The organism is Pseudomonas urmiensis (assembly GCF_014268815.2).
GTDB lineage: Bacteria > Pseudomonadota > Gammaproteobacteria > Pseudomonadales > Pseudomonadaceae > Aquipseudomonas > Aquipseudomonas urmiensis.
On the sequence record NZ_JABWRE020000001.1, the window covers coordinates 2683971 to 2704155 of the forward strand.

Annotated in this window: 20 protein-coding genes and 1 pseudogene; 12 read left to right on the plus strand and 9 right to left on the minus strand. The window is 63.4% G+C overall.

Annotated elements, in window-relative coordinates; all coding sequences use genetic code 11:
• Nucleotides 1-105 precede the first annotated feature (105 nt).
• From tusD to HU737_RS11960, 6 genes are all read left to right on the plus strand, one after another.
• Nucleotides 106-498, plus strand: coding sequence for a sulfurtransferase complex subunit TusD (gene tusD / locus HU737_RS11935; protein WP_186555086.1), 393 nt, complete (start codon nucleotides 106-108; stop codon nucleotides 496-498).
• Between the two features lies 1 nt (nucleotide 499).
• Nucleotides 500-859: a sulfurtransferase complex subunit TusC gene (gene tusC, locus HU737_RS11940; RefSeq protein WP_186555085.1), complete on the plus strand. Its 360-nt coding sequence runs from the start codon at nucleotides 500-502 to the stop codon at nucleotides 857-859.
• Nucleotides 859-1164 carry a sulfurtransferase complex subunit TusB gene (gene tusB, locus HU737_RS11945; RefSeq protein WP_186555084.1) on the plus strand — a complete coding sequence of 102 codons (306 nt, stop codon included), beginning with the start codon at nucleotides 859-861 and terminating at the stop codon, nucleotides 1162-1164. Before tusC ends, tusB begins: the two co-directional genes overlap by 1 nt.
• Complete coding sequence (locus HU737_RS11950) at nucleotides 1161-1496, plus strand: TusE/DsrC/DsvC family sulfur relay protein (protein WP_186555083.1); 336 nt, start codon at nucleotides 1161-1163, stop codon at nucleotides 1494-1496. Before tusB ends, HU737_RS11950 begins: the two co-directional genes overlap by 4 nt.
• Entirely contained in the window at nucleotides 1493-2506 is a 1014-nt protein-coding gene (locus HU737_RS11955) for a glycosyl transferase family protein (RefSeq protein WP_186555082.1), read from the plus strand. The genes HU737_RS11950 and HU737_RS11955 overlap by 4 nt, the downstream gene beginning before the upstream one ends.
• Nucleotides 2507-2602: 96 nt before the next feature.
• A complete protein-coding gene (locus tag HU737_RS11960; protein ID WP_186555081.1) occupies nucleotides 2603-3565 on the plus strand; it encodes a glutathione S-transferase family protein in 963 nt (320 codons plus the stop codon).
• A 65-nt stretch (nucleotides 3566-3630) separates the two neighbouring features.
• Here HU737_RS11960 and HU737_RS11965 read toward each other — a convergent pair whose 3' ends face one another.
• Together HU737_RS11965 and HU737_RS11970 are read right to left on the minus strand one after the other, a co-directional pair.
• A complete protein-coding gene (locus HU737_RS11965; protein ID WP_186555080.1) occupies nucleotides 3631-4413 on the minus strand; it encodes an SDR family NAD(P)-dependent oxidoreductase in 783 nt (260 codons plus the stop codon).
• 88 nt (nucleotides 4414-4501) lie between these two features.
• The gene (locus tag HU737_RS11970) at nucleotides 4502-5551 is read right to left on the minus strand and encodes a sigma-54-dependent Fis family transcriptional regulator (RefSeq protein WP_186555079.1); all 1050 of its coding nucleotides are present in this window, start codon (nucleotides 5549-5551) and stop codon (nucleotides 4502-4504) included.
• 161 nt (nucleotides 5552-5712) lie between these two features.
• On the opposite strand from HU737_RS11970, the gene HU737_RS11975 reads away from it, so the two are divergent.
• Nucleotides 5713-6636, plus strand: coding sequence for a LysR family transcriptional regulator (locus HU737_RS11975; protein WP_186555078.1), 924 nt, complete (start codon nucleotides 5713-5715; stop codon nucleotides 6634-6636).
• 96 nt (nucleotides 6637-6732) lie between these two features.
• Here HU737_RS11975 and HU737_RS11980 read toward each other — a convergent pair whose 3' ends face one another.
• The 4 genes from HU737_RS11980 to HU737_RS11995 all read right to left on the minus strand — a co-directional run bounded on the left by HU737_RS11980 (nucleotide 6733) and on the right by HU737_RS11995 (nucleotide 11646).
• Entirely contained in the window at nucleotides 6733-7689 is a 957-nt protein-coding gene (locus tag HU737_RS11980; protein ID WP_186557780.1) for a transposase, read from the minus strand.
• Nucleotides 7690-7930: 241 nt separating this feature from the next.
• Nucleotides 7931-8722, minus strand: a complete 792-nt coding sequence (locus HU737_RS11985) for an SDR family NAD(P)-dependent oxidoreductase (protein ID WP_225915608.1) — start codon at nucleotides 8720-8722, stop codon at nucleotides 7931-7933.
• Nucleotides 8723-8734: 12 nt separating this feature from the next.
• A complete protein-coding gene (locus HU737_RS11990; protein ID WP_202885273.1) occupies nucleotides 8735-10615 on the minus strand; it encodes a TRAP transporter large permease in 1881 nt (626 codons plus the stop codon).
• Nucleotides 10615-11646: a TRAP transporter substrate-binding protein gene (locus HU737_RS11995; RefSeq protein WP_186557752.1), complete on the minus strand. Its 1032-nt coding sequence runs from the start codon at nucleotides 11644-11646 to the stop codon at nucleotides 10615-10617. Before HU737_RS11995 ends, HU737_RS11990 begins: the two co-directional genes overlap by 1 nt.
• A gap of 390 nt (nucleotides 11647-12036) precedes the next feature.
• On the opposite strand from HU737_RS11995, the gene HU737_RS12000 reads away from it, so the two are divergent.
• The 5 genes from HU737_RS12000 (at nucleotide 12037) to HU737_RS12020 (ending at nucleotide 17151) form a co-directional block, all read left to right on the plus strand.
• Nucleotides 12037-13206: an acetyl-CoA acetyltransferase gene (locus tag HU737_RS12000; protein WP_186557753.1), complete on the plus strand. Its 1170-nt coding sequence runs from the start codon at nucleotides 12037-12039 to the stop codon at nucleotides 13204-13206.
• A complete protein-coding gene (locus HU737_RS12005) occupies nucleotides 13203-14786 on the plus strand; it encodes an acyl-CoA synthetase (protein WP_202885274.1) in 1584 nt (527 codons plus the stop codon). The genes HU737_RS12000 and HU737_RS12005 overlap by 4 nt, the downstream gene beginning before the upstream one ends.
• Nucleotides 14783-15334: a PPC domain-containing DNA-binding protein gene (locus HU737_RS12010; RefSeq protein ID WP_186557754.1), complete on the plus strand. Its 552-nt coding sequence runs from the start codon at nucleotides 14783-14785 to the stop codon at nucleotides 15332-15334. Before HU737_RS12005 ends, HU737_RS12010 begins: the two co-directional genes overlap by 4 nt.
• Nucleotides 15331-15729, plus strand: coding sequence for a PPC domain-containing DNA-binding protein (locus tag HU737_RS12015; protein WP_186557755.1), 399 nt, complete (start codon nucleotides 15331-15333; stop codon nucleotides 15727-15729). The genes HU737_RS12010 and HU737_RS12015 overlap by 4 nt, the downstream gene beginning before the upstream one ends.
• Before the next feature lie 111 nt (nucleotides 15730-15840).
• Nucleotides 15841-17151 carry an OprD family porin gene (locus tag HU737_RS12020; protein WP_186557759.1) on the plus strand — a complete coding sequence of 437 codons (1311 nt, stop codon included), beginning with the start codon at nucleotides 15841-15843 and terminating at the stop codon, nucleotides 17149-17151.
• 107 nt (nucleotides 17152-17258) lie between these two features.
• Here the strand turns inward: HU737_RS12020 and HU737_RS26200 are convergent.
• The 3 genes and pseudogenes from HU737_RS26200 to serS all read right to left on the minus strand — a co-directional run.
• A pseudogene (locus HU737_RS26200) lies at nucleotides 17259-17366 on the minus strand (hypothetical protein); the annotation flags it as partial.
• Nucleotides 17367-17487: 121 nt separating this feature from the next.
• Nucleotides 17488-18879, minus strand: a complete 1392-nt coding sequence (cysG, locus tag HU737_RS12025) for a siroheme synthase CysG (protein WP_186557186.1) — start codon at nucleotides 18877-18879, stop codon at nucleotides 17488-17490.
• Nucleotides 18880-20160 carry a serine--tRNA ligase gene (serS, locus tag HU737_RS12030; RefSeq protein WP_186557187.1) on the minus strand — a complete coding sequence of 427 codons (1281 nt, stop codon included), beginning with the start codon at nucleotides 20158-20160 and terminating at the stop codon, nucleotides 18880-18882.
• Nucleotides 20161-20185: the final 25 nt, after the last annotated feature.

Below are 20185 nucleotides of genomic sequence, written 5' to 3' on the forward strand. Positions count from 1 at the left end.
CGTTGCTCGTCCTGTTGGTAGGATTGACGTGAGAGCGGGCTTGCCCCGCACTCTATCCGGGCTTTTTTGCTTTATCATGGCCGCATTACGTTGCAAGAGCCTCCCATGAAATTCGCCATCGCGGTTTTTTCCCCAGCCCATGCGCCCTCCTCGCGCCGCGCCCTGCGCTTCGCTGAAGCGGCGCTGGCCGGCGGGCATGAGATTGCCCGCCTGTTCTTCTATCAGGACGGGGTGCACAGCGCCTCGGCCAACGTCGTCGCACCCCAGGACGAACTGGACGTAGCCGCGCAGTGGCGCACTTTCATCAGCGAGCATCAGTTTGACGCAGTGGTGTGCATTGCCGCCGCCCTGCGCCGTGGCGTGCTGGACGAGACCGAAGCCAACCGCTACCAGCGCCCTGCCGTGAACCTGCCAGCGCCGTGGGAGCTGTCCGGCCTTGGCCAGTTGCACGAGGCGGCGCAAGTTGCCGACCGCCTGGTCTGTTTCGGAGGCGATTGAAATGGCCAAATCCTTATTGATCATCAGCCGTCAGGCACCGTGGAACGGCCCTTCTGCCCGCGAAGCCCTGGACATTGCCCTGGCCGGCGGTGCCTTCGACCTACCGCTGGGCATGCTGTTTCTCGATGATGGCGTATTCCAGTTGGCCGAAGGTCAGCAACCGGCACAGGTGCAGCAGAAGAACCTTGCGGCCAACCTGCAGGCACTGCCGATGTTTGGCGTCGAGGCGCTGTTCGCCTGCGGTCATAGCCTGGCCGAGCGCGGCCTGGAAAGTGGCGAACTGGCGCTGCCGGTAGAAGTGCTGGACGACGCGGCCCTGGCCGCACTGATTGCCCGATTCGACCAGGTGGTAACGCTCTGATGACGACCCTGCATGTAATTGCCCACTCACCGTTTGGCGACAACCGCCTGCAAAGCTGCCTGCGCTTGCTGGGTGCTGACGATGCGCTGCTGTTGTGCGGCGATGCGGTCTACGCCCTGCGTAACGGCACTGAGCCACAGCGGCTGTTGCAAGCGGCCAGCCTGGAGGCTCGGCTGTACGCGCTCGACGAAGACCTGCAGGCCCGCGGCATTGGCGGCATTGATGGTGCCTTGGCCGAAGCCGTGGACTACCCGGCCTTCGTTGCGCTGTCGCTCAAGTATGACAAGGTAAATAGCTGGTTATGAGCACCCTGACTGTCGGCGATCAGCAGATCGCTTTGGACAAGGACGGCTTTCTGGTCGACCTGCACGACTGGTCCCCCGCCGTCGCCGAGGCCTTGGCTGCGCGCGAGGCCATCGCCCTGAGCCAGGATCACTGGGAGATCCTCGAACTGCTGCGCCAGTTTTACCAGGAGTTCGAGTTGTCGCCAGCCACCCGCCCGCTGATCAAGTACACCGCACTCAAGCTGGGCGCGGAAAAAGGCAACAGCCCACACCTCAATCGCCTGTTCAACGGCACTCCCGCCAAACTCGCCGCCAAGCTGGCGGGCCTGCCCAAGCCGACCAATTGCATATGACCGAACTCTGCGCCGAACTGCGCCCGCTCACCCTGGAAACGCCAGCCGAACACCCCTTCGCCGAATTCGTGCGCATCCTAGGCAAAGGCAAGCGCGGCGCCCGCGGCCTGACCCGAGAAGAGGCCCGCGCGGCGATGACCCTGCTGCTCGAAGGCAAGGTCGAGGATACCCAACTGGGCGCCTTCCTCATGCTCTTGCGGCACAAGGAAGAAAGCGCCGAGGAGCTGGCTGGGTTCACCGAGGCGCTGCGCACGCACCTGCAAGCGCCGAACATCGCTGTCGATCTGGACTGGCCCAGCTACGCCGGCAAAAAGCGCCATCTACCCTGGTATTTGCTGGCGGCCAAGTGCCTGGCCGGCAATGGCGTGCGGATCATGCTGCATGGCGGTGGCGCCCACACCGCAGGCCGGATGTACACCGAGCAGTTGCTGACCCTGCTGGAAATTCCGCTGTGTCGCAGCTGGCAAGCGGTCTCCAACGCCCTCGATGAACAGCGCCTGGCCTTCTTCCCGTTGCAGGACTGGGCGCCCCAGCTGCAACGAATGATCGATCTGCGCAACACCTTGGGCCTGCGTTCGCCGATTCACTCGCTGGCCCGGGTGCTCAATCCGCTGGCAGCGCGTTGCGGCCTGCAAAGCATTTTCCACCCCGGCTACCAGGCAGTGCACCGCGAGGCCAGCCGTTTGCTGGGCGACCACGCCGTGGTGATCAAAGGTGACGGCGGCGAGATCGAGATCAACCCGGACGTTGCCAGCCATCTGTACGGCACCAGCGGCGGCGAGAACTGGGACGAAGAGTGGCCGGCCATGAGCGCCCAGCGCCATGTCAAACCGGCCAGCCTGCAGCCTGAGCAACTGCTTGCGGTCTGGCGCGGCGAAGCGCAAGACAGCTACGGCGAAATGGCGGTGATCGCAACCATGGCCCTGGCCCTGCGCGGGCTTGGGCAAGATCGCGAGCAGGCTTTCGGCAATGCCCGTGTTTACTGGGCGGAGCGCAAAAACATCAATTAATTCGATAAGAACAGCGCAGTCTTTGCGCTATTTATTCGAACGATAAGCCCTAGACTGGGCTCCAACGACAAACAACTTTGTTCCGAGGAGCTCACCATGGGCCTTTTGATTGATGGCCGCTGGCATGACCAGTGGTACCAGACCAGCAAGGACGGCGCGTTCCAGCGCGAGAACGCACAACGGCGTAATCAGCTGCCCGCCCCCGAAGCCGGCCGCTATCACCTGTATGTGTCACTGGCCTGCCCGTGGGCACACCGCACCCTGATTTTCCGCGCGATCAAAGGCCTGGAGCCGCTGATCGACGTCTCGGTGGTCAGTTGGCTGATGGGCGAGCACGGCTGGACTTTCGATAAGCAAAATGGCTCCAGCGGCGATCAGCTCGACGGCCTCGACTACCTGCACCAGCGCTATACCCAGGATGACCCCAATTACACCGGCCGAGTGACCGTGCCTGTGCTGTGGGACAAGAAGCAAAAGCGCATCGTCAACAACGAGTCGGCCGAGATCATCCGCATTTTCAACAGTGCCTTCGATGAGCTGACCGGCAATCGTCTTGACCTGTACCCCGAAGCGCTGCGCCCAACCATTGAAGCGTTGAACGAGCGCATCTATCCGGCAGTGAACAACGGCGTGTACCGGGCAGGTTTCGCGACCACCCAAGAGGCCTATGAAGCGGCGTTCGACGAAGTGTTCAACGAACTGGACTACCTGGAAGCGCTGCTCAGCCGCCAGCGCTATCTGGCCGGTGAATACCTGACCGAGGCCGACGTGCGCCTGTTCACCACCCTGGTGCGTTTCGATGCGGTCTACCATGGCCACTTCAAGTGCAACCTGCGACGGTTGAGCGACTACCCGAATCTGTCCAACTGGCTGCGTGAGCTGTATCAGTGGCCTGGAGTGGCAGGCACCGTGGATATGGAGCATATCCAGAAGCACTACTACATGAGCCACAAGACCATCAACCCCAATGGCATCGTGCCTAAAGGGCCGCTACAGGACTTCAGCCTGGCCCATGATCGTGAGCGCCTTACTGGCTACGGCATCTGGCAGGGCCGCTAAGGCACACGCCGATCTGTAGGCGCGGGATTGTCCCGCGCCTACTAGCTTTGCGCCCGTAGCATCGCTCAGTCGCGCATGAACCCGCCATCCACATCCATGATCTCACCGGTGACAAAGCCTGCCTCCGCCGACGCCAAGAAACACACTGCCGCAGCAATATCCCGTGGCGTCCCAGCACGCCCCAGCGGCATCTGCGCCAGCACCTGCGCCCGAGCTTGCGGCGCCAGCACGCTGGTCATCTCGGTATCGGTCAGTGCCGGCGACACTGCGTTTACAGTAATGTCGAACGGCCCCGCCTCACGCGCCAGCCCCTTGGTCAGGGCGATCACCGCACCCTTGGCCGCCGCATAGCAACTGTTGCCCAACAACCCTCCCCCGCGCTTACCGGCTACCGAAGCGATGTTGATGATCCGCCCGGCACGCCGATCCATCATCCCCGGCAGCACCGCCTTGACACAGAAGAACACGCTGTTGAGATCGATCGCCATGACCCGATTCCACTCCGCCGTGGTCAGCTCCAGCAGCGGCGCTGTAGAAACGATCCCGGCGTTGTTGACCAGAATATCGACCCCACCGAACAGTCGCTCGACCTGCGTGACCATCGCCTGCACCTGCTGCTCCTCTGCCACATCCACCCCCACGCCAATAGCCTCGATCCCCTGTGCACGCAGCAGTTCGGCCGCACGCTCCGCGGCCTGTGGATCAAGATCGGCCAGGGCGACCCGCGCCCCGCAGTGGCCAAGCGCGACGGCGATGGCGTGGCCAATCCCGCGGGCGGCGCCCGTCACTAAGGCGGTGCGGCCGGTCAGGGTGAAGTTCAAAGGGGCGTAAGCGGCAGCGGCATTCATTGTTGTTATTCCTTCATGAGGTCGAAGTCAGGCCCGCCCCCTGCACGGCAAGGGGCGTTGGATCTGTGCGATCAGTGGGTGATGCGGATCAGGCGTTGCGGCAGGCGCCCAGCGCCAACTGTTCCTTGAGCGGAGGGATATCCAGGCGCCGTAGCACCCGGTACAGCGATGGCCGGCAGATACCCAGCTCACGCGCCGCCGCCGACATGTTCCAGCGACAGGCTTGCAGCACTTCGAGCACATCGGCGCGCTCATCGCCTGCGCGAGTCGGGCGAATCGGGCGAATCGGCGTGACATTAGGCATCACCGGACGTACTGCGCCTGAGGCAGGCGGCAACTGGGCGAGGAAGTCCACCGGCAGATCGCCGCGCTGGATCCGCGCACCTTCCATCACCGCACAGGCATAGCGGATCACCGCGCGCATCTGGCGCAGGTTGCCGGGCCAGGCGTGGGTCAGCAGCAGCGACCAGACTTCAGCGCTGATCACCTGGCGCGGATCGCAACCGGGCAGTTCATGAGCAACCATGTTGCACAGCAACTCGCCGCGATCGGTGCGCTCGCGCAGCGGCGGTAGCTCCACCACGCCAGTGGCGATGCGATAGAACAAATCCTCGCGAAAACTGCCGTCGGCCACCCGCGCGGTCAGGTCCTGGTGGGTGGCGCAGACCAAGGCGAAATTCACCGGCAGGCTGCGTTCGGCGCCCAGCGGGGTCACTTCACGCTCGGCGATCACCCGCAGCAGACGGGTCTGCTGCTCGTAGGGCATATCGCCGATCTCATCGAGAAACAAGGTGCCGCCATCCGCCTGCTGGACCTTGCCCTTCTTGCCACCCGGCAACGCGCCGGAAAAGGCACCACGGCTGTAGCCGAACAGCTCGCTTTCGATCAGCGTCTCGGGGATCGAGGCACAGTTGAGCGCCACCAGTTGGGCGTTGCGCCGTTGACTGTGGGCATGCAGGGCACGGGCAAGAATCTCTTTGCCGGTACCGGTCTCGCCCCGGATCAGCACGGCAATGCCACGCTCCATCAGGCGCAACGCGCGGCGAAAGGCCTGGCGCACCTGCGGGTCACTGTCATGGGCGATATCGGTTTCGGCGGTGGTGGCGTACGGCACAGCAGGGTCAGTCAGGGAATGCATCAGCGTCACCTTTTATTGTTCTATAGCTTGTGACTATGTCGGCGGGCGACGCTTGTGGCGCGGCCGGGGCCGAAGGGGTGTTGCCTGATCACATTAGGTAGGCGCACTTATATTTTCCAATACATAATCAAGCATCCATTGATACCTTTGCGAGCATCAACGTGATCGAACTGCGCCATTTGCATTACTTCCGCACCCTGGCCGAGACCTTGCATTTTGGCCGCGCAGCCGAGCGCCTGCACATCTCGCAGCCGCCGTTGTCGCGGCAGATCGCCCTGCTGGAAGAGGAACTGGGGGTGAAATTGTTCGATCGCTCGCGGCGCCGGGTCGAGCTGACCGAAGCCGGCCAGCGCTTCTACCTGGACACCGGCACGGTGTTCGCCGCCTTCGAGCAGGCCAAGCGCAATGCCCTGGCCGCCGCGCGCGGGGCGGCTGGCGAATTGTCGGTGGGGTTCATGATGTCGACCGCCTACAGCATCACCCCGGCCATCACCCGCCGCTACGCAGCGCTGTATCCGCAGGTCAACCTCAAGTTGACCGAGACCTTGCCGCTGGACCTGGCCCAGGACATCAGCAGTGGCAACAAGGACGTGGCGATCATGTACCGGCCGCAGGATTGCAGTGGCCTGGAGACGGTGACCCTGTACCGCGAAGAAATGACCTTGGTGCTACCGCCTGGGCATCGTTTGATGGAACACGAGCTGATCGACCCGCAAGCGCTGGCCGGCGAGCCGTTCATCATCGTGCCCAGGCGGATTGCCCCGGCGCTGCACGACATGATCTTCAACTACTGCCTGCAGCACGGCGTGACGCCGAACATCGGCATGGAGATCAACATGCAGCAGACCATCGTCAACCTGGTGGGTGAAGGCTTAGGGGTCGCCATCGTGCCGCGCTCGATGCGCAACATGCGCCTGGCCACCACCAGCTTCAAGCCGTTGAAGCACGCGCCGGTGATCGAAGTGGTGGCAGTGTGGAAGGCCGATAACCACAACCCGTGCATTGCCACCTTTGTCGAGACGGCGCTGCAGGCGGGCGAGCAGGCAACGCGCGAGGATCAGGCGCAGCGGGGGTTGGAGGGGTGATTGCTGGGGTGTCGGTACTGGCCTCATCGCGGGGCAAGCCCGCTCCCACGCGCCCGGTACACTGACTGAACATGAGTAGCGTGGGAGATTCTATGGTTATGGGCAAGCCAATTTCATAGCTCTGGTGATGTATTCGCCCTGATTTTTCATCAGGGCGAAAGCCACGCGGGCAAGCTTTCGAGCCAAGATGACCAAGGCTTGGGTTGTTGCTTTACCGCTGTTTCGATGCTGCTCATAAAGGTCTCTCCAAGCGGCCGACCTGCTGGCGGACATTGCCGCGTTGTGCAGCAAACGACGGATCTCTGAACATCCCCGCTTTGTCAGGCGACGACGTCCATTCGTCTGCCCAGAGTCATTAACTCGCAGGTCCATTCCAAGGAATGCGATGAAGGAGTCACTGTTTTTAAATTCGCCTCTGACAAAGGCCATGACTAATGCCGCAGCGGTCAGAAAACCAATTCCTTCTACGGCTTGGCAGCGAGCCACTTGTTCTTGTAGTCCGGCTTCTCGGAGCACGTCCTTAAGTTTTTTCTGAATCAGTAAATCGAGGCGGTCTATCGATTTGACGAACACTTCGAAGGCGCTCTTCAAAAGGCTTTCATTGGCCCAGCTCTGAGTCATTGCAGTGCGCGCTGTCACCAAGGCAGCTCTGCGTCGCAGAAGGCTCTGGACCTTGCCGTAGACGGCGGGAGGGGGGCTCCAGGGGCGAAGATCTTCCCCTTCGTTTCTCAAGAACCGGGACAACAATCTCGCATCAGAAGGGTCAGTTTTGACTCGTCCTCCAACACTTTTCCGATAGTTGCTCAGTTGAAAGCCATCAATGACATAAACCTCAAGACCCGCACCATGGGCTAACTCGACCAGGTCCAAGTGATAGACGTTGGTCGCTTCAACTGCGATAGCCGTGTTGAGCGGCTGTTGTTTCAACCATCGCTTGATGTCGGGTTTTGAATTTTTCAGTTTGATTACCTCATCACTAGCGTCGTGATGGATAACCAACTCAGCCTTTGCGACGTCCGTACCCACGATCAGTTTGCCTGCCTGCATTGCCATGGGCGGTTCTCCACGTTAAGGTTTTTCGGCTTGAAGGGGTTTCACCAAGAGGCGCTGGCTTGCTTCTATCGTCGCTTGCAAACGATGCATTCTTTATCGGCGCTTTGGTGGAAGGGGTGGGGCGATGTCTCCCACGGTCTGTACTGCTGCGAACAGTCAGAATCGGGCATTTAGTCCCACCACCCCTTCAAGTCTAACCATACAAGCGGGCTTGCCCCGCGATGAGGCCGGCACTGCCAGATCAGATCTCCAGGATCCCCGAAGCCATGAAGCCACCATCCACCGGGATCACATGCCCGCTGATGTACGAGGCATCCTCAGAAGCCAGAAACGCCACCGCCCCCGCCATCTCCGCCGGCGTGCCATAGCGGCGTAGAGGCACCGCCCGCGCATACGACTCACGCGTCGCCGCCGAATGCAGGGTCTGGGTCAGTGGCGTATCCACCGGCCCCGGTGCAATGCCGTTAACCGTGATGCCATGCTCAGCCAGTTCAATCGCCATCTGCCGGGTCAGGCCAATCACCGCTGCCTTCGACGTGCCATAAGCAGTACGTCCCATGCTCGCGCGCATGCCACTGATCGAAGCGACGTTGATGATCCGCCCCCAGCCCTGCTCGCGCATCAACTGCGCCGCCTGTTGGCTGCACAGCAAGGTGCCGGTCAGGTTGATGTTCATCAGCCGTTGCCAACCCTCAAGCTCAGTATCGAGAAACGCCTGGGTGCGGGCGACGCCAGCATTGTTGACCAGCACATCGCAGCGCCCATAGTGCTCGCGCAGCTGGGCGAACAGCGCACTGATCGACTGCCCATCGCCGACATCGATGACCATGGCCTGGGCCTCGATGCCCTGCACCCGCAGCCCAGCGACCATCTCTTCGGCCGCCGCCAGGTTGATATCGGCCACCACCACGCTGTGGCCGTCGTGACCCAGGCGTTCGGCGATGGCCGCACCGATACCCATCGCAGCCCCCGTCACCAGCGCAACCCGGCCGTGGGCTGGCGCATACATCGTTGTTTTCGCAGCTTGGCTCATGACAGCCCTCTCTTAAAGGAAACCAATGGAAATCCATGGGAAGCAGGCCACCACTACCAGGGCCACCAGCAAGGCCCCCAGGTAACCCCAAACCCTGCGTATAACGTGATCGGACGAGGTCTTGCTGATCGCACAGGCGGCGTAGAAGCCGACCCCCAAAGGCGGTGCGAACAGGCCCACGCCCATCGCCAGGATCACCACCATGGCGTAGTGCACCGGATGGATACCGAGCATTTCCGCCAGCGGGAACATCAACGGGCCGAACAGCACGATCGCCGGGATGCCCTCGAGCACGCTGCCCAGAATCAGGAACACCAAAATGGTGACGAACATGAAGCCAAAGGTGCCGCCAGGGATTTCCTCGATCAGCTCGACCAACGAGGCAGAGAACCCGGACTGGGTCAGTGCCCAGGCCATCGCCGAGGCCATGCCGATGATCAGCAAAATCGCCCCCGATAGCGCCGCCGCTTCCAGCAGCATCGGGTACAGCCGGGCGAACTCGATGTGGCGCATGAACAGGTGCATGGCAAGGCCGACCAACACCACGTAGGCCACGCCGATGGTCGACACCTCAGTGGCGGTCGCGGCGCCTTCGAGCACCGCCACGCGGATCAGCAGCGGCAGCGCCAATGCGGGCAAGGCAATGAGGAAGGTCTTGGCCACCCGCGACAGCGGTGCGCGCTCGATCTTCGGTCCGTCTTCCTTGCGTGACCGCCACCAGCAGACCACCGCGATAGCGATTGTCGCGACCACCGCCGGCATCAAGCCGCCAATGAACAGCGCGGTGATCGATACGCTGCACACCGCGCCAATGGTGATCAGCACCAGGCTTGGCGGAATGGTCTCGGTCATCGCCCCGGTAGCCGACAGCAGCGCTGCCAGCTCCTCTGGCTTGGAGCCGCGCCGCTTCATCTCGGGGAACAAGGCCGGTGCCACCGCAGCCATGTCGGCGACCTTGGAGCCGGAAATCCCCGACACCAGGAACATCGCCCCCAACAGCACGTACTGAAGGCCCCCGCGCACATGGCCGAGCAGCGAGGCCATGAAGTCGATCAGCGTGCGGGCCATGCCCGACAGTTGTAGCACCACCCCCAGCAGGACGAACAGCGGCACCGCCAACAGCACCATGTGCGACATGCCCTCGTCCATGCGCCCGACCACGATCGACAGCGGCGCATGGGTGGCCAGGGCCAGGTAGGCCATGGTCGCCGTACCGAAGGCGAAGGCAATCGGGATACCGCCAAACACGCACGCCCCCAGCAGCACCAGGAAGAACACCACCAGGTTGTAGTTACCCATCGCCGCCAGCAATGGCTGGGCCAGCCACAACGCCGCCCCCACCACCGCCACCACCGCAAGCCCGGCCATGAACTGGCGCACTGTCGAATAGCGTGCCATGCGCGCTACCGCCGCCAACAGCATCAGTACCGCGCCCACCGGCAGTGCTGCCGCGCGCACCCCGTCAGGGATGCCCAAGGCGGGCGTGGTAATCCACATCTGCTCATGCGAATGCTGCATCGCCGGAGAAATGATCATCGCCACGAACAGGCAGACAATCAGCGCCGACAAGGTTTCACTGAAGCCGCGCCAGGCAGCCGGCAACTTGTTCACCACCGCCGACATGCGCATGTGTTCGCCACGGTCCAGCGCCAGCACCGCGCCGAACATCGACAGCCAGATGAACAGCGACGACGCCAGCTCGTCGGACCAGATCAACGGGCTGTGCAGCACATAGCGGGCGATCACCCCCGCCAGCAGCACCAGGGTCTCGATCACCATCAAGGTGACGGCGATGACCCCGACCACACGCATGGTCCAGGTGTTCAGGCAGATCAGCACCCGGGCCGGCAGGCGCTGCGAAACGTTGGAGGCCGTGACCGCTGGCGCGCTCATCAGGCCAGTTTCCCGGAGAACTGCTCAAGAATGGCCCAGGCCTCGTCGCCGAACTTCTCGTGCCAGTCGGCGTAGTAATTGGCGCTGCGCAACTTGGCGCGGAACGGCTCGGCGGGCGAGTCGACCAGCTCCAGGCCCTTGCCTTTGAGGGTGTCGCGCGTAGTGCCTTCCAGTTTGGCCAGGTCATCGCGCTGGGCCAGCACCGCCGCCTCGATGTGCTTGCGCAGCACCGCTTGCAGCTCAGGCGGCAGGCGGCCGATGGAGGCGCTGTTGCCGAGCATCCAGAAGCCATCCCAGACATGGTTGGTCAGCGAGCAATACTTCTGCACTTCATAGAGCTTGGCCGAGGACACCAGGGTCAGCGGGTTCTCCTGGCCTTCGACGATGCGCGTCTGCAGCGCCGAGTAGACTTCGGCGAAGTTGATGCTGGTCGGCGCTGCATCCAGGGCGCGGAAAATCGACATGATGATCGGGCTCGGCGGCACCCGTAGCTTCATCCCGCGCAGGTCATCGGGGCTGGCCACCGGCCGGGTGCTGGTGGTGGTGACGCGAAAACCGTTGTCCCACATCCGCTCATAGGCAAACAGCGTACCGGTCTTGGCGATCTCACCGCGCACGTGCTCGCCAAGGGCGCCGTCCATTGCGCTCCAGACTTGCTGGTAGTCCTTGAAGGCAAAACCCACCGCGCTGATCTGCACCGACGGCACCAGGGTGCCGAGAATCACCGGCGACAGCGAGAACAGGTCGACCGCGCCAGAGCGTACCTGGGCCAGGGTGTCGGTATCGCTGCCCAGCTGGCTGCTGGGGAACACCTGCACGCTCAGCGCGCCGTTGGTTTCCTCCTTGATCGCCTTGGCCATTTCCCGGGCACGGATGTTCATCGGGTGGCTGATGGGCAGGTTGTTGGCAAACTTCAGCTTGAAGTCGGCGGCGCGGCTATTGCCGCTGTACAGGCCCATCCCGGCGGCAGCGACAGCGGCCGATGCCAGTGAGGCCGTCTTGATGAAGGAACGGCGGGTGAAATCGCTCATGAAGCTCTCCTGACCTATTTGTTCTTATTGATCGAATTGCAGCGACGATGCAGGTGTTGTTAGCAATACGGGTGCCATTGCTCGCCAGCACCTACGCGCAGCGCTGTGCAAACACCCCAGAAGCTATTCAAGCCTATGTTTTAGCTAGCAAATAAAATTTCACTCGGCGGGCAGTGACAGTGTGATCGAGCAGGCATACACGGCGCTTGGGTGTAACAGGTGTCTCCTTGAACTGTCGCCTGCGCGGCCAAGGCGACACCTGTAGGCGGCTAAACGCTACCAATGGACACCCCGGGCACGCGCCAAAGCCTCAACGCAGACGCCTCGAAACGACCTTGGCACCACCCTTGCTATCGACCTCGCACTCTCCATCAAGCGAGGACGCACCTCATGGATTCGCCTGTTATCAGCGGCTGGTACCACTCCGCCTTCGGCAAGTTTGCCGATATCGACCCCGAGCAGATGATGGCCGACGCCGCCATCGGCGCCCTCAGCCACGCCCGCCTCGATGCCGAGCAGATCGACTCGGTGCATGTCGGCCATTTCAATGCTGGCCTGATCTACCAGGACTTCCCCTCCGCACTGTTGGCCAACCACCTGCCGGCGCTGCGCTTCACCCCTTCGGTGCGGGTGGAAAACGCCTGCTCGACAGGCTCGGCAGCGATCCATTCGGCATTGCAGGCGGTGCTCAGCGGGCAATCCCGGCATGCGCTGGTGGTGGGCTTTGAAAAGATGAACGGCCTGCCTACCGCCGAGGTCGGCAAGATCCTGCTCAAGTGCTGTTATGCCCGCGAGGAAGCGCAGATCGAGAATGGCTTTGCCGGCGTGTTCGGCAACATCGCCCAGGCCTACTTCCAGCGCTATGGCGATCAGTCCGATGCGCTGGCCATGATCGCAGCCAAGAACCACGCCAACGGCGCGCTCAACCCCTTCGCGCACATGCGCCGCGATGTTGGCTTCGACTTCTGCCGCACCCCCTCGGAGAAAAACCCATTTGTCGCCGGCCCGCTCAAGCGCAGTGACTGCTCGCTGATCACCGATGGCGCGGCCGCGCTGGTGATCAGCCGGGTCGACGCGCTGAACGGCCAGCAACACGCCGTGGGCTTTCGCGCAGCGGTCCAGGTCAATGACTACCTACCGCTGTCGCGGCGCGACCCGACGGTTTTCGAAGGTGCGGCGCGGGCCTGGCAGCAGGCCCTGGCGCACGCCGAGCTGACGCTGGCGGACCTGTCGCTGGTGGAAACCCACGACTGCTTCACCATCGCCGAACTGCTCGAATACGAGGCCATGGGCCTGGCCGAACGCGGCCAGGGCGCGCGGATCATCGCCGAAGGCATCAGCCGCAAGGACGGCCGCCTGCCGATCAACCCTTCGGGCGGGCTCAAGTCCAAGGGCCATCCGATCGGCGCCAGTGGCGTGTCGATGCACGTGATGGCCGCCATGCAGCTGACGGGCCAGGCCGGCGACATGCAGCTGCCTCGGGCTGACCGCGCCGGGGTGTTCAACATGGGCGGCGCAGCGGTTACCAATTACGTGAGCATCCTGGAGGCCGTGCAATGATCAGCGGTATCGACAATGTGATGAACCTGGGCGAATTGCTTGCCCAGATCGCCCGCCGCTTGCCCGACGCGCCTGGCTTCATCCGTGCAGGGCAAAGCTACAGCTGGCGCCAGTTGCTGACCCGGGTCGACAGCGTTGCCGCGGCATTGCGCGCGCGCGGGCTGCGCAAGGGTGATCGCCTGCTGGTGCATTCGCGCAACAACCTGCAGTTGTTCGAGAGCGCCTGGGTGGCGTTTCGCCTAGGCATGGTCTGGGTGCCCACCAACGTGCGCATCACCCCGCCTGAGGCGGCCTACCTGGGCAGCTCAAGTGGCGCGGTGGCGATGCTCTACGACGAAGGCATGGCGCATTACGTCGACGCCGTAGGCGCTGCCTCCCCTGCCCTGCAACAGGTCATCGCCATCGGCGCGCCGCGTACAGGCGAGCTGAGCTATGACGCGCTGCTCGATGAGGGCGCCGCGCTGCAAGCGGATTTCCGCCCAGCCGAAGTGACTTATCACGACCCGCTGTGGTTCTTCTATACCTCCGGCACCACCGGCCACCCCAAGGCCGGAGTGCTGACCCACGGGCAAATGGCCTTCGTGATCAACAACCACCTGGCCGACCTGATGCCTGGGCTGAACGCACAATCGCGCTCGCTGGTGCTCGCACCGCTGTCCCACGGCGCTGGCATCCACGCGCTGATCAACGTCGCCCGCGGCGCCGCCTGCGTGCTGCCCGCCAGTGACCGACTCGACTGCGACGAGGCCTGGCGCCTGGTCCAGGAGCACCGGATAGATAACCTGTTCACCGTGCCGACCATCGTCAAGATGCTCACCGAAGACCCGGCCGTCGAGCGCTACGACCACAGCAGCCTGCGCTATGTGATCTATGCAGGCGCGCCGATGTACCGCGCCGATCAGTGCCACGCCCTGCGTACCCTGGGCAAGGTGCTGGTGCAGTACTACGGCCTGGGCGAGGTCACCGGCAACATCACCGTGCTACCTGCCGACTGCCACGACGCCGAGGACGGGCCGCAGGCCAAAGTCGGCTCTTGCGGCTACCCGCGCACCGGCATGCAGGTGGCGATCCTCGATGAGCACGGCAATCAACTGCCCACCGGCAGCGATGGAGAAATCTGCGTGCGCGGCCCGGCGGTGTTTGCCGGCTACTACAACAACCCCGAGGCCAACGCGGCGTGCTTTCGTTTTGGCTGGTTCCACACCGGCGACCTCGGCCACCTCGACGAGCAGGGCTACCTGTTCATCACCGGCCGCGCTTCGGACATGTACATCTCCGGCGGCTCCAACGTTTACCCGCGGGAGATCGAAGAGGCCCTACTCACCCATCCGGCGGTCAACGAAGTTGCCGTGCTCGGGCTACCTGACGAGAAATGGGGTGAATGTGGCTGTGCGGTGATCGTGGTCACAGCCGAGGTCAGCGACGAGCAGCTGCTGGCTCATTTGCAGCCGCGCCTGGCCCGCTACAAATGGCCCAAGCGCTTCGTGCGCTGGTCGCAAATGCCCAAGTCGGGCTACGGCAAGATCGTCAAGAAGCAGATCCGCGCCCTGCTCGAAGCCAGCGAGGAGCCTGCCCTATGACCCCGCATTTCGAACAGCGCGCCGGGGTGCGCGTGTTCATTCATGGCGGCGAGCCACAACAGCCGCGCCTGCTGGACTGCGAAGTGCCAGCCAGCGAGGAGTTGCGTGTGGTCCTGCCGCTGGCCTGCAATGTCGCCGAGGGCCTGCTCAAGGTGCTCGAGGGCCGTCGCTATGGCAGCGCGGTCGGGCGCATCCTGTGTGGCGGTGCGGCGCACCTGAGTTATCACCGCATGGTCACCACCCAAGACCAACAGCGGCCCTACGACTATGGCCAAGCGGTGGTCCTCGATGGCTACATCACCTTCGTCAGCGGCGCGCTGACGGTCGGCCGCGACGCCGCTGGAGCACCGCTGCTGCACTGCCACGCAGGCTTTCTCGACCGCGATGGCCAGCAGCATGGCGGCCACCTGGTGCTCGACCGGCTGATCGTCGGCAGCGAACCGCTGGTGCTGCGCTTGTGCCTGTTCGATCAGGTCGCCTATCAGGTCCAGCCCGACGCTGAAACCCACTTCAACCTGCTCCATCCGGTGTTCCAGGAGGCGTCATGAACCTTGCAGCAACCCAGGCTGAATCCCAGGTACAAAGCGGCCGCCTGGGCCGCTTGGTGGTGGCCCGGCTCAAGCCCAACGAAGACATCATCGACAGCGCCGAGGCGCTCTGTGCCAGCCACGGCATCAGCCTGGCGGTAGTGCGCGGCGGGCTGGGCAGCCTGATCGACGCCGAGCTGCACTACCTGGGCCGCAGTGGCATGCAGGACATCCACGTGCCGGGGCCTGGGGTGGAGATTCTCAGCCTCAGCGGTGAGATCGCCCTGGGCGAAAGCCGCCTGCAAGCGGTGGTGGCCGACGCCGACGGCAATATCTTCGCCGGCAGGCTGCAACGTGGCCGCAACCTGTCGTTCATCACCATCGAGCTGACCTTGCAGGAATGGCTGCCTGATTGAGCCAGACCAAGCCCCCAGTTTCACCCGGGTGTGAGCGCGCCCGGCCCACTTGCGCCTGTGTTCTGGGCGCCTCCCTGCATCAGGAAAACAACAATGACAACAAAGCCCTTCATGCACCTTTCCCTGCTGACCGCCACCAGCGCCCTGCTGGTTCCCGCCGCCCAAGCGGACTTCATCGGCGACAGCAAGGCCACGCTGACGTTGCGCAACTACTACTTCAACAACGATTTCCGTGACCGCCCAGGCGCCGCCGGGCAGAGCAAGACCGCCGAATGGGCGCAAGGTTTTCTGCTCGACTACAAGTCTGGCTTTACCGACGGTACCGTCGGCTTTGGTGTCGATGCACTGGGCTTGCTGGGGGTACGCCTGGATGGCGGCGCGGGTAATCATCGCGGCAGCTCGATGATTCCGGACGACAGCGATGGCAGCGCCGTGGACGAATGGAGCCGGCTGGGAGTGACCGGCAAGCTGCGTTTTTCCAAGACCGAGGCGCGCTATGGCACCTTGCAGCCGAAGCTGCCGATCCTGGTGGCCAACGATGGCCGGGTATTACCGCAGACCTTCGAAGGCGGGATGATCACCTCGCAAGAGCTCGATGGCCTGACGTTGACGGGCGGACGCCTTGAGCACACCACTGGGCGCGGCTCGACCAATCGCTCCGGGCTGGCGGTGGCCGGTGGCACCCAGCAGAGCAACCAGTTCCTGTTTGCCGGCGCCGATTACCAGCTGACCAAGGCGCTCAAGCTGCAGTACTACGCCGCCCAGCTGGAAGACTACTACGTGCAGCACTTTGGCGGCCTGGTGCATGTCTGGGCGCTGGCGGACAACCAGTCACTGACCACCGACCTGCGTTACTTCAAGACCGATGCCGATGGCCGCAACGACTCAGCGGCCGGCCGCGCCGATGGCTATCAGGTGAGCGGGCTGGCCGACACCCCGGGCAAAATCGACAACGACACCTGGAGCGCCATGTTCACCTATGCCCTGGGTGGGCACTCAGTGTTGCTTGGCCATCAACGGGTTTCCGACAGTGGCAACTTCGTCCAGCTCAACCAGGGCAATACCGGTGAGGGCGCGGCAGGGTCGAGCATCTACCTGTTCACCGACCGCCTGGTAACCAGCTTCACCCGTGCCGGTGAGCGCACCACGTTTGGCCAGTATGGCTATAACTTCGCCGCGCTCGGCGTACCGGGGCTGGTGGCTTCGGTGACGTATTTGAAGGGGACCAACATCCGCATGGCCGCAGGCGGCGATGAGAAAGAGTGGGAACGGGACATTGCCCTGGATTACGTGGTGCAAGGCGGGACATTCAAGGGGCTGGCGTTCAGCTGGCGCAATGGGATGCTGCGCAGTGGCGTGCCCAGCGAGTGGAATCAGGACCAGAACCGGCTGATGGTCAGCTACTCGCTGCCGCTGTTCTGACCCCATAACATCACGTGGGAGCGGGCTTGCCCCGCGATAGCGCCAGATCAGGCAACGATGTCGCTGGTTCTGAAGCTATCGCGGGGCAAGCCCGCTCCCACGATGTTTCAGACCTGCTGCGAGCCTTCAAACCACGCTAGCTTCTCGCGCAACTGCACCACTTCGCCAACAATCACCAAGGTCGGCGCATGCACTTCGTGACGCGCCACCGCCTCCGACAAATCTGCCTGACCCCATAAACACGTGGGAGCGGGCTTGCCCCGCGATAGCTCCAGGTCAGGCAACGATGTCGCTCGTTCTGAAGCTATCTCGGGGCAAGCCCGCTCCCCCGATGTTTCAGACCTGCTGCGAGCCTTCAAACCACGCTAGCTTCTCGCGCAACTGCACCACTTCGCCAACAATCACCAAGGTCGGCGCATGCACTTCGTGACGCGCCACCAGCTCTGGCAAATCTGCCAGGGTGCCGGTGAACACCCGCTGATTGCGCGTGGTGCCCTGCTGGATCAGCGCCGCTGGGGTGCTGGCAGCGCGGCCATGGCGGATCAGTTCGGCGCAAATGGTCGGCAGGCCAACCAAGCCCATGTAGAACACCAAGGTCTGCGCCGGCGCCACCAGGTCATCCCACGGCAGGTTGCTGGTGCCATCCTTCAGGTGCCCGGTGACGAAGCGCACCGACTGGGCATAGTCGCGGTGAGTCAGTGGAATTCCGCCATAGGCAGAGCATCCACTGGCCGCGGTAATCCCTGGCACCACCTGGAACGGGATGCCCTGCTCGGCCAGCTCTTCGATCTCTTCGCCACCGCGGCCGAAGATGAACGGATCACCGCCCTTCAAACGCAGCACACGCTTGCCCTGCTTGGCCAGGTCGACCAGCAGCTGGTTGATCTTTTCCTGCGGCACAGCATGATCGGCGCGGCGCTTGCCGACATAGATGCGCTCGGCGTCACGCCGGCACATCTCGATGATCGCCGGTGCCACCAAACGGTCGTACAACACCACGTCCGCCTGCTGCATCAGGCGCAAGGCGCGGAAGGTCAGCAGGTCCGGATCACCGGGGCCGGCGCCGACCAGATACACCTCACCGCCCTGCTGCATCGGCGCGCCATCGACCATCGCCTGCAACAAGCGCTCAGCTTCGGCGCCCTGCCCGGCCAATTGGCGCTCGGCAATCGGCCCTTGGAATACTGTCTCCCAGAAGCCGCGACGCTGATTGACGTCCGGGTACAGTGACTTGACCTTGTGCCGAAAGCGCGCGGCCAAACCGGCCAACTCGCCATACGCCGAAGGAATCCAGGCTTCCAGCTTGGCCCGGATCAAGCGGGCCAGCACCGGCGCATCGCCACCGCTGGACACCGCCACCACCAGGGGCGAACGGTCGACGATTGCGGGGAAGATCACCGTGCACAAGGCCGGTGCATCCACCACATTGACTGGCAGGCTGCGGGCCTGGGCCTCGGCCGAAACCTGCGCATTGAGCGCAGGGTCGTCGGTGGCGGCGATCACCAGCCGGCAACCGTCCAGGTCGGCGACCTGATAGCCACGCACACGGACGTCACCGCCACCCTCGCGGGCCAAGGCGGCAAGCTCACCGTCGACTTCAGGCGCGACCACCCGCAACGCGGCGCCGGCATCGGCCAGCAGGCGCGCTTTGCGCAAGGCAATCTCGCCACCGCCGACGACCAGCACGCGGCCGCCCTGCAGCTTGTGGAACAGCGGCAGGTAATCCATTTAGCCGATGACCTCGACGCCACCCATGTACGGCTTGAGCACCTCCGGCACGCGGATCGACCCGTCGGCCTGCTGGTAGTTCTCCAGCACCGCGACCAGCGTCCGGCCGACCGCCAGGCCCGAGCCATTCAAGGTGTGCACCAGCTCCGGCTTACCGGTTTCCGGGTTACGCCAGCGCGCTTGCATCCGGCGCGCCTGGAAGTCGCCGCAGTTGGAGCAGGAGCTGATCTCGCGGTACTTGTCCTGGCTCGGCACCCACACTTCCAGATCGTAGGTTTTCACAGCGCCGAAGCCCATGTCGCCGGTGCACAGGGCCAACACGCGGTATGGCAGTTCCAGCAACTGCAGGACCCGCTCGGCGTTGGCGGTCAGGCCGTCCAGGGCTTCCATGGACTTGGACGGCTCGACGATTTGCACCATCTCGACCTTGTCGAACTGATGCTGGCGGATCATGCCGCGGGTATCACGGCCCGAAGCGCCGGCTTCGCTACGGAAGCAAGGGGTGTGGGCAACCAGCTTGAGCGGCAGCTGCTTGGCGTCGATGATCTCGCCAGCCACCAGGTTGGTCAGCGACACTTCGGCGGTGGGGATCAGATAGAAATCGGCTTCGCCTTCGCGGCTGATCTTGAACAGGTCTTCCTCGAACTTGGGCAGCTGGCCAGTACCTTGCAGGGCCGGGGCCTGGACCAGGTACGGGGTGTAGTGCTCCTGGTAACCGTGTTCGCCGGTGTGCAGGTTGATCATGAACTGCGCCAGGGCGCGGTGCAGGCGCGCGATCGGACCGCGCAGCACGGCAAAGCGCGCACCCGAGAGCTTGGCCGCCGCTTCGAAGTCCAGGCCGCCGCTGATCTCGCCCAGGGCGACGTGGTCCTTGATCTCGAAATCGAACGCCTTCGGCGTGCCCCAACGGCGCACTTCGACGTTGTCATCTTCGCTGGCACCGACCGGCACGCTGGCGTCCGGCAGGTTGGGGATGGTCAGCAGGATGCCGTCCAGCTCGGCCTGGATGGCGTCCAGCTCGCTCTTACCCTCGGTCAGTTCGTTGGCCATGCGCTCAACGTCTGCCATCAGCGGGGCGATGTCTTCACCCTTGGCCTTGGCCTGGCCGATGGACTTGGAACGGGCGTTACGCTCGGCTTGCAGCTGCTCGGTGCGGGTCTGCACGGCCTTGCGGCGTTCTTCCAGTGATTCGATGCGCGCGACATCCAGGCTGAAGCCACGGGAGGCAAGGCGGTCCGCCACTTCCTGAAGTTGGCCGCGTAACAGTTTGGCATCGAGCATATCGTTCTCTCGTTATGTGTGTGGT

Coding starts and splice junctions, on each gene's coding strand:
- tusD (WP_186555086.1), top strand. CDS start 106: ATGAAATTCGCCATCGCGGTTTTTTCCCCAGCCCATGCGCCCTCCTCG.
- tusC (WP_186555085.1), top strand. CDS start 500: ATGGCCAAATCCTTATTGATCATCAGCCGTCAGGCACCGTGGAACGGC.
- tusB (WP_186555084.1), top strand. CDS start 859: ATGACGACCCTGCATGTAATTGCCCACTCACCGTTTGGCGACAACCGC.
- HU737_RS11950 (WP_186555083.1), top strand. CDS start 1,161: ATGAGCACCCTGACTGTCGGCGATCAGCAGATCGCTTTGGACAAGGAC.
- HU737_RS11955 (WP_186555082.1), top strand. CDS start 1,493: ATGACCGAACTCTGCGCCGAACTGCGCCCGCTCACCCTGGAAACGCCA.
- HU737_RS11960 (WP_186555081.1), top strand. CDS start 2,603: ATGGGCCTTTTGATTGATGGCCGCTGGCATGACCAGTGGTACCAGACC.
- HU737_RS11965 (WP_186555080.1), bottom strand. CDS start 4,413: ATGAATGCCGCTGCCGCTTACGCCCCTTTGAACTTCACCCTGACCGGC.
- HU737_RS11970 (WP_186555079.1), bottom strand. CDS start 5,551: ATGCATTCCCTGACTGACCCTGCTGTGCCGTACGCCACCACCGCCGAA.
- HU737_RS11980 (WP_186557780.1), bottom strand. CDS start 7,689: ATGGCAATGCAGGCAGGCAAACTGATCGTGGGTACGGACGTCGCAAAG.
- HU737_RS11985 (WP_225915608.1), bottom strand. CDS start 8,722: ATGAGCCAAGCTGCGAAAACAACGATGTATGCGCCAGCCCACGGCCGG.
- HU737_RS11990 (WP_202885273.1), bottom strand. CDS start 10,615: ATGAGCGCGCCAGCGGTCACGGCCTCCAACGTTTCGCAGCGCCTGCCG.
- HU737_RS11995 (WP_186557752.1), bottom strand. CDS start 11,646: ATGAGCGATTTCACCCGCCGTTCCTTCATCAAGACGGCCTCACTGGCA.
- HU737_RS12000 (WP_186557753.1), top strand. CDS start 12,037: ATGGATTCGCCTGTTATCAGCGGCTGGTACCACTCCGCCTTCGGCAAG.
- HU737_RS12005 (WP_202885274.1), top strand. CDS start 13,203: ATGATCAGCGGTATCGACAATGTGATGAACCTGGGCGAATTGCTTGCC.
- HU737_RS12010 (WP_186557754.1), top strand. CDS start 14,783: ATGACCCCGCATTTCGAACAGCGCGCCGGGGTGCGCGTGTTCATTCAT.
- HU737_RS12015 (WP_186557755.1), top strand. CDS start 15,331: ATGAACCTTGCAGCAACCCAGGCTGAATCCCAGGTACAAAGCGGCCGC.
- HU737_RS12020 (WP_186557759.1), top strand. CDS start 15,841: ATGCACCTTTCCCTGCTGACCGCCACCAGCGCCCTGCTGGTTCCCGCC.
- cysG (WP_186557186.1), bottom strand. CDS start 18,879: ATGGATTACCTGCCGCTGTTCCACAAGCTGCAGGGCGGCCGCGTGCTG.
- serS (WP_186557187.1), bottom strand. CDS start 20,160: ATGCTCGATGCCAAACTGTTACGCGGCCAACTTCAGGAAGTGGCGGAC.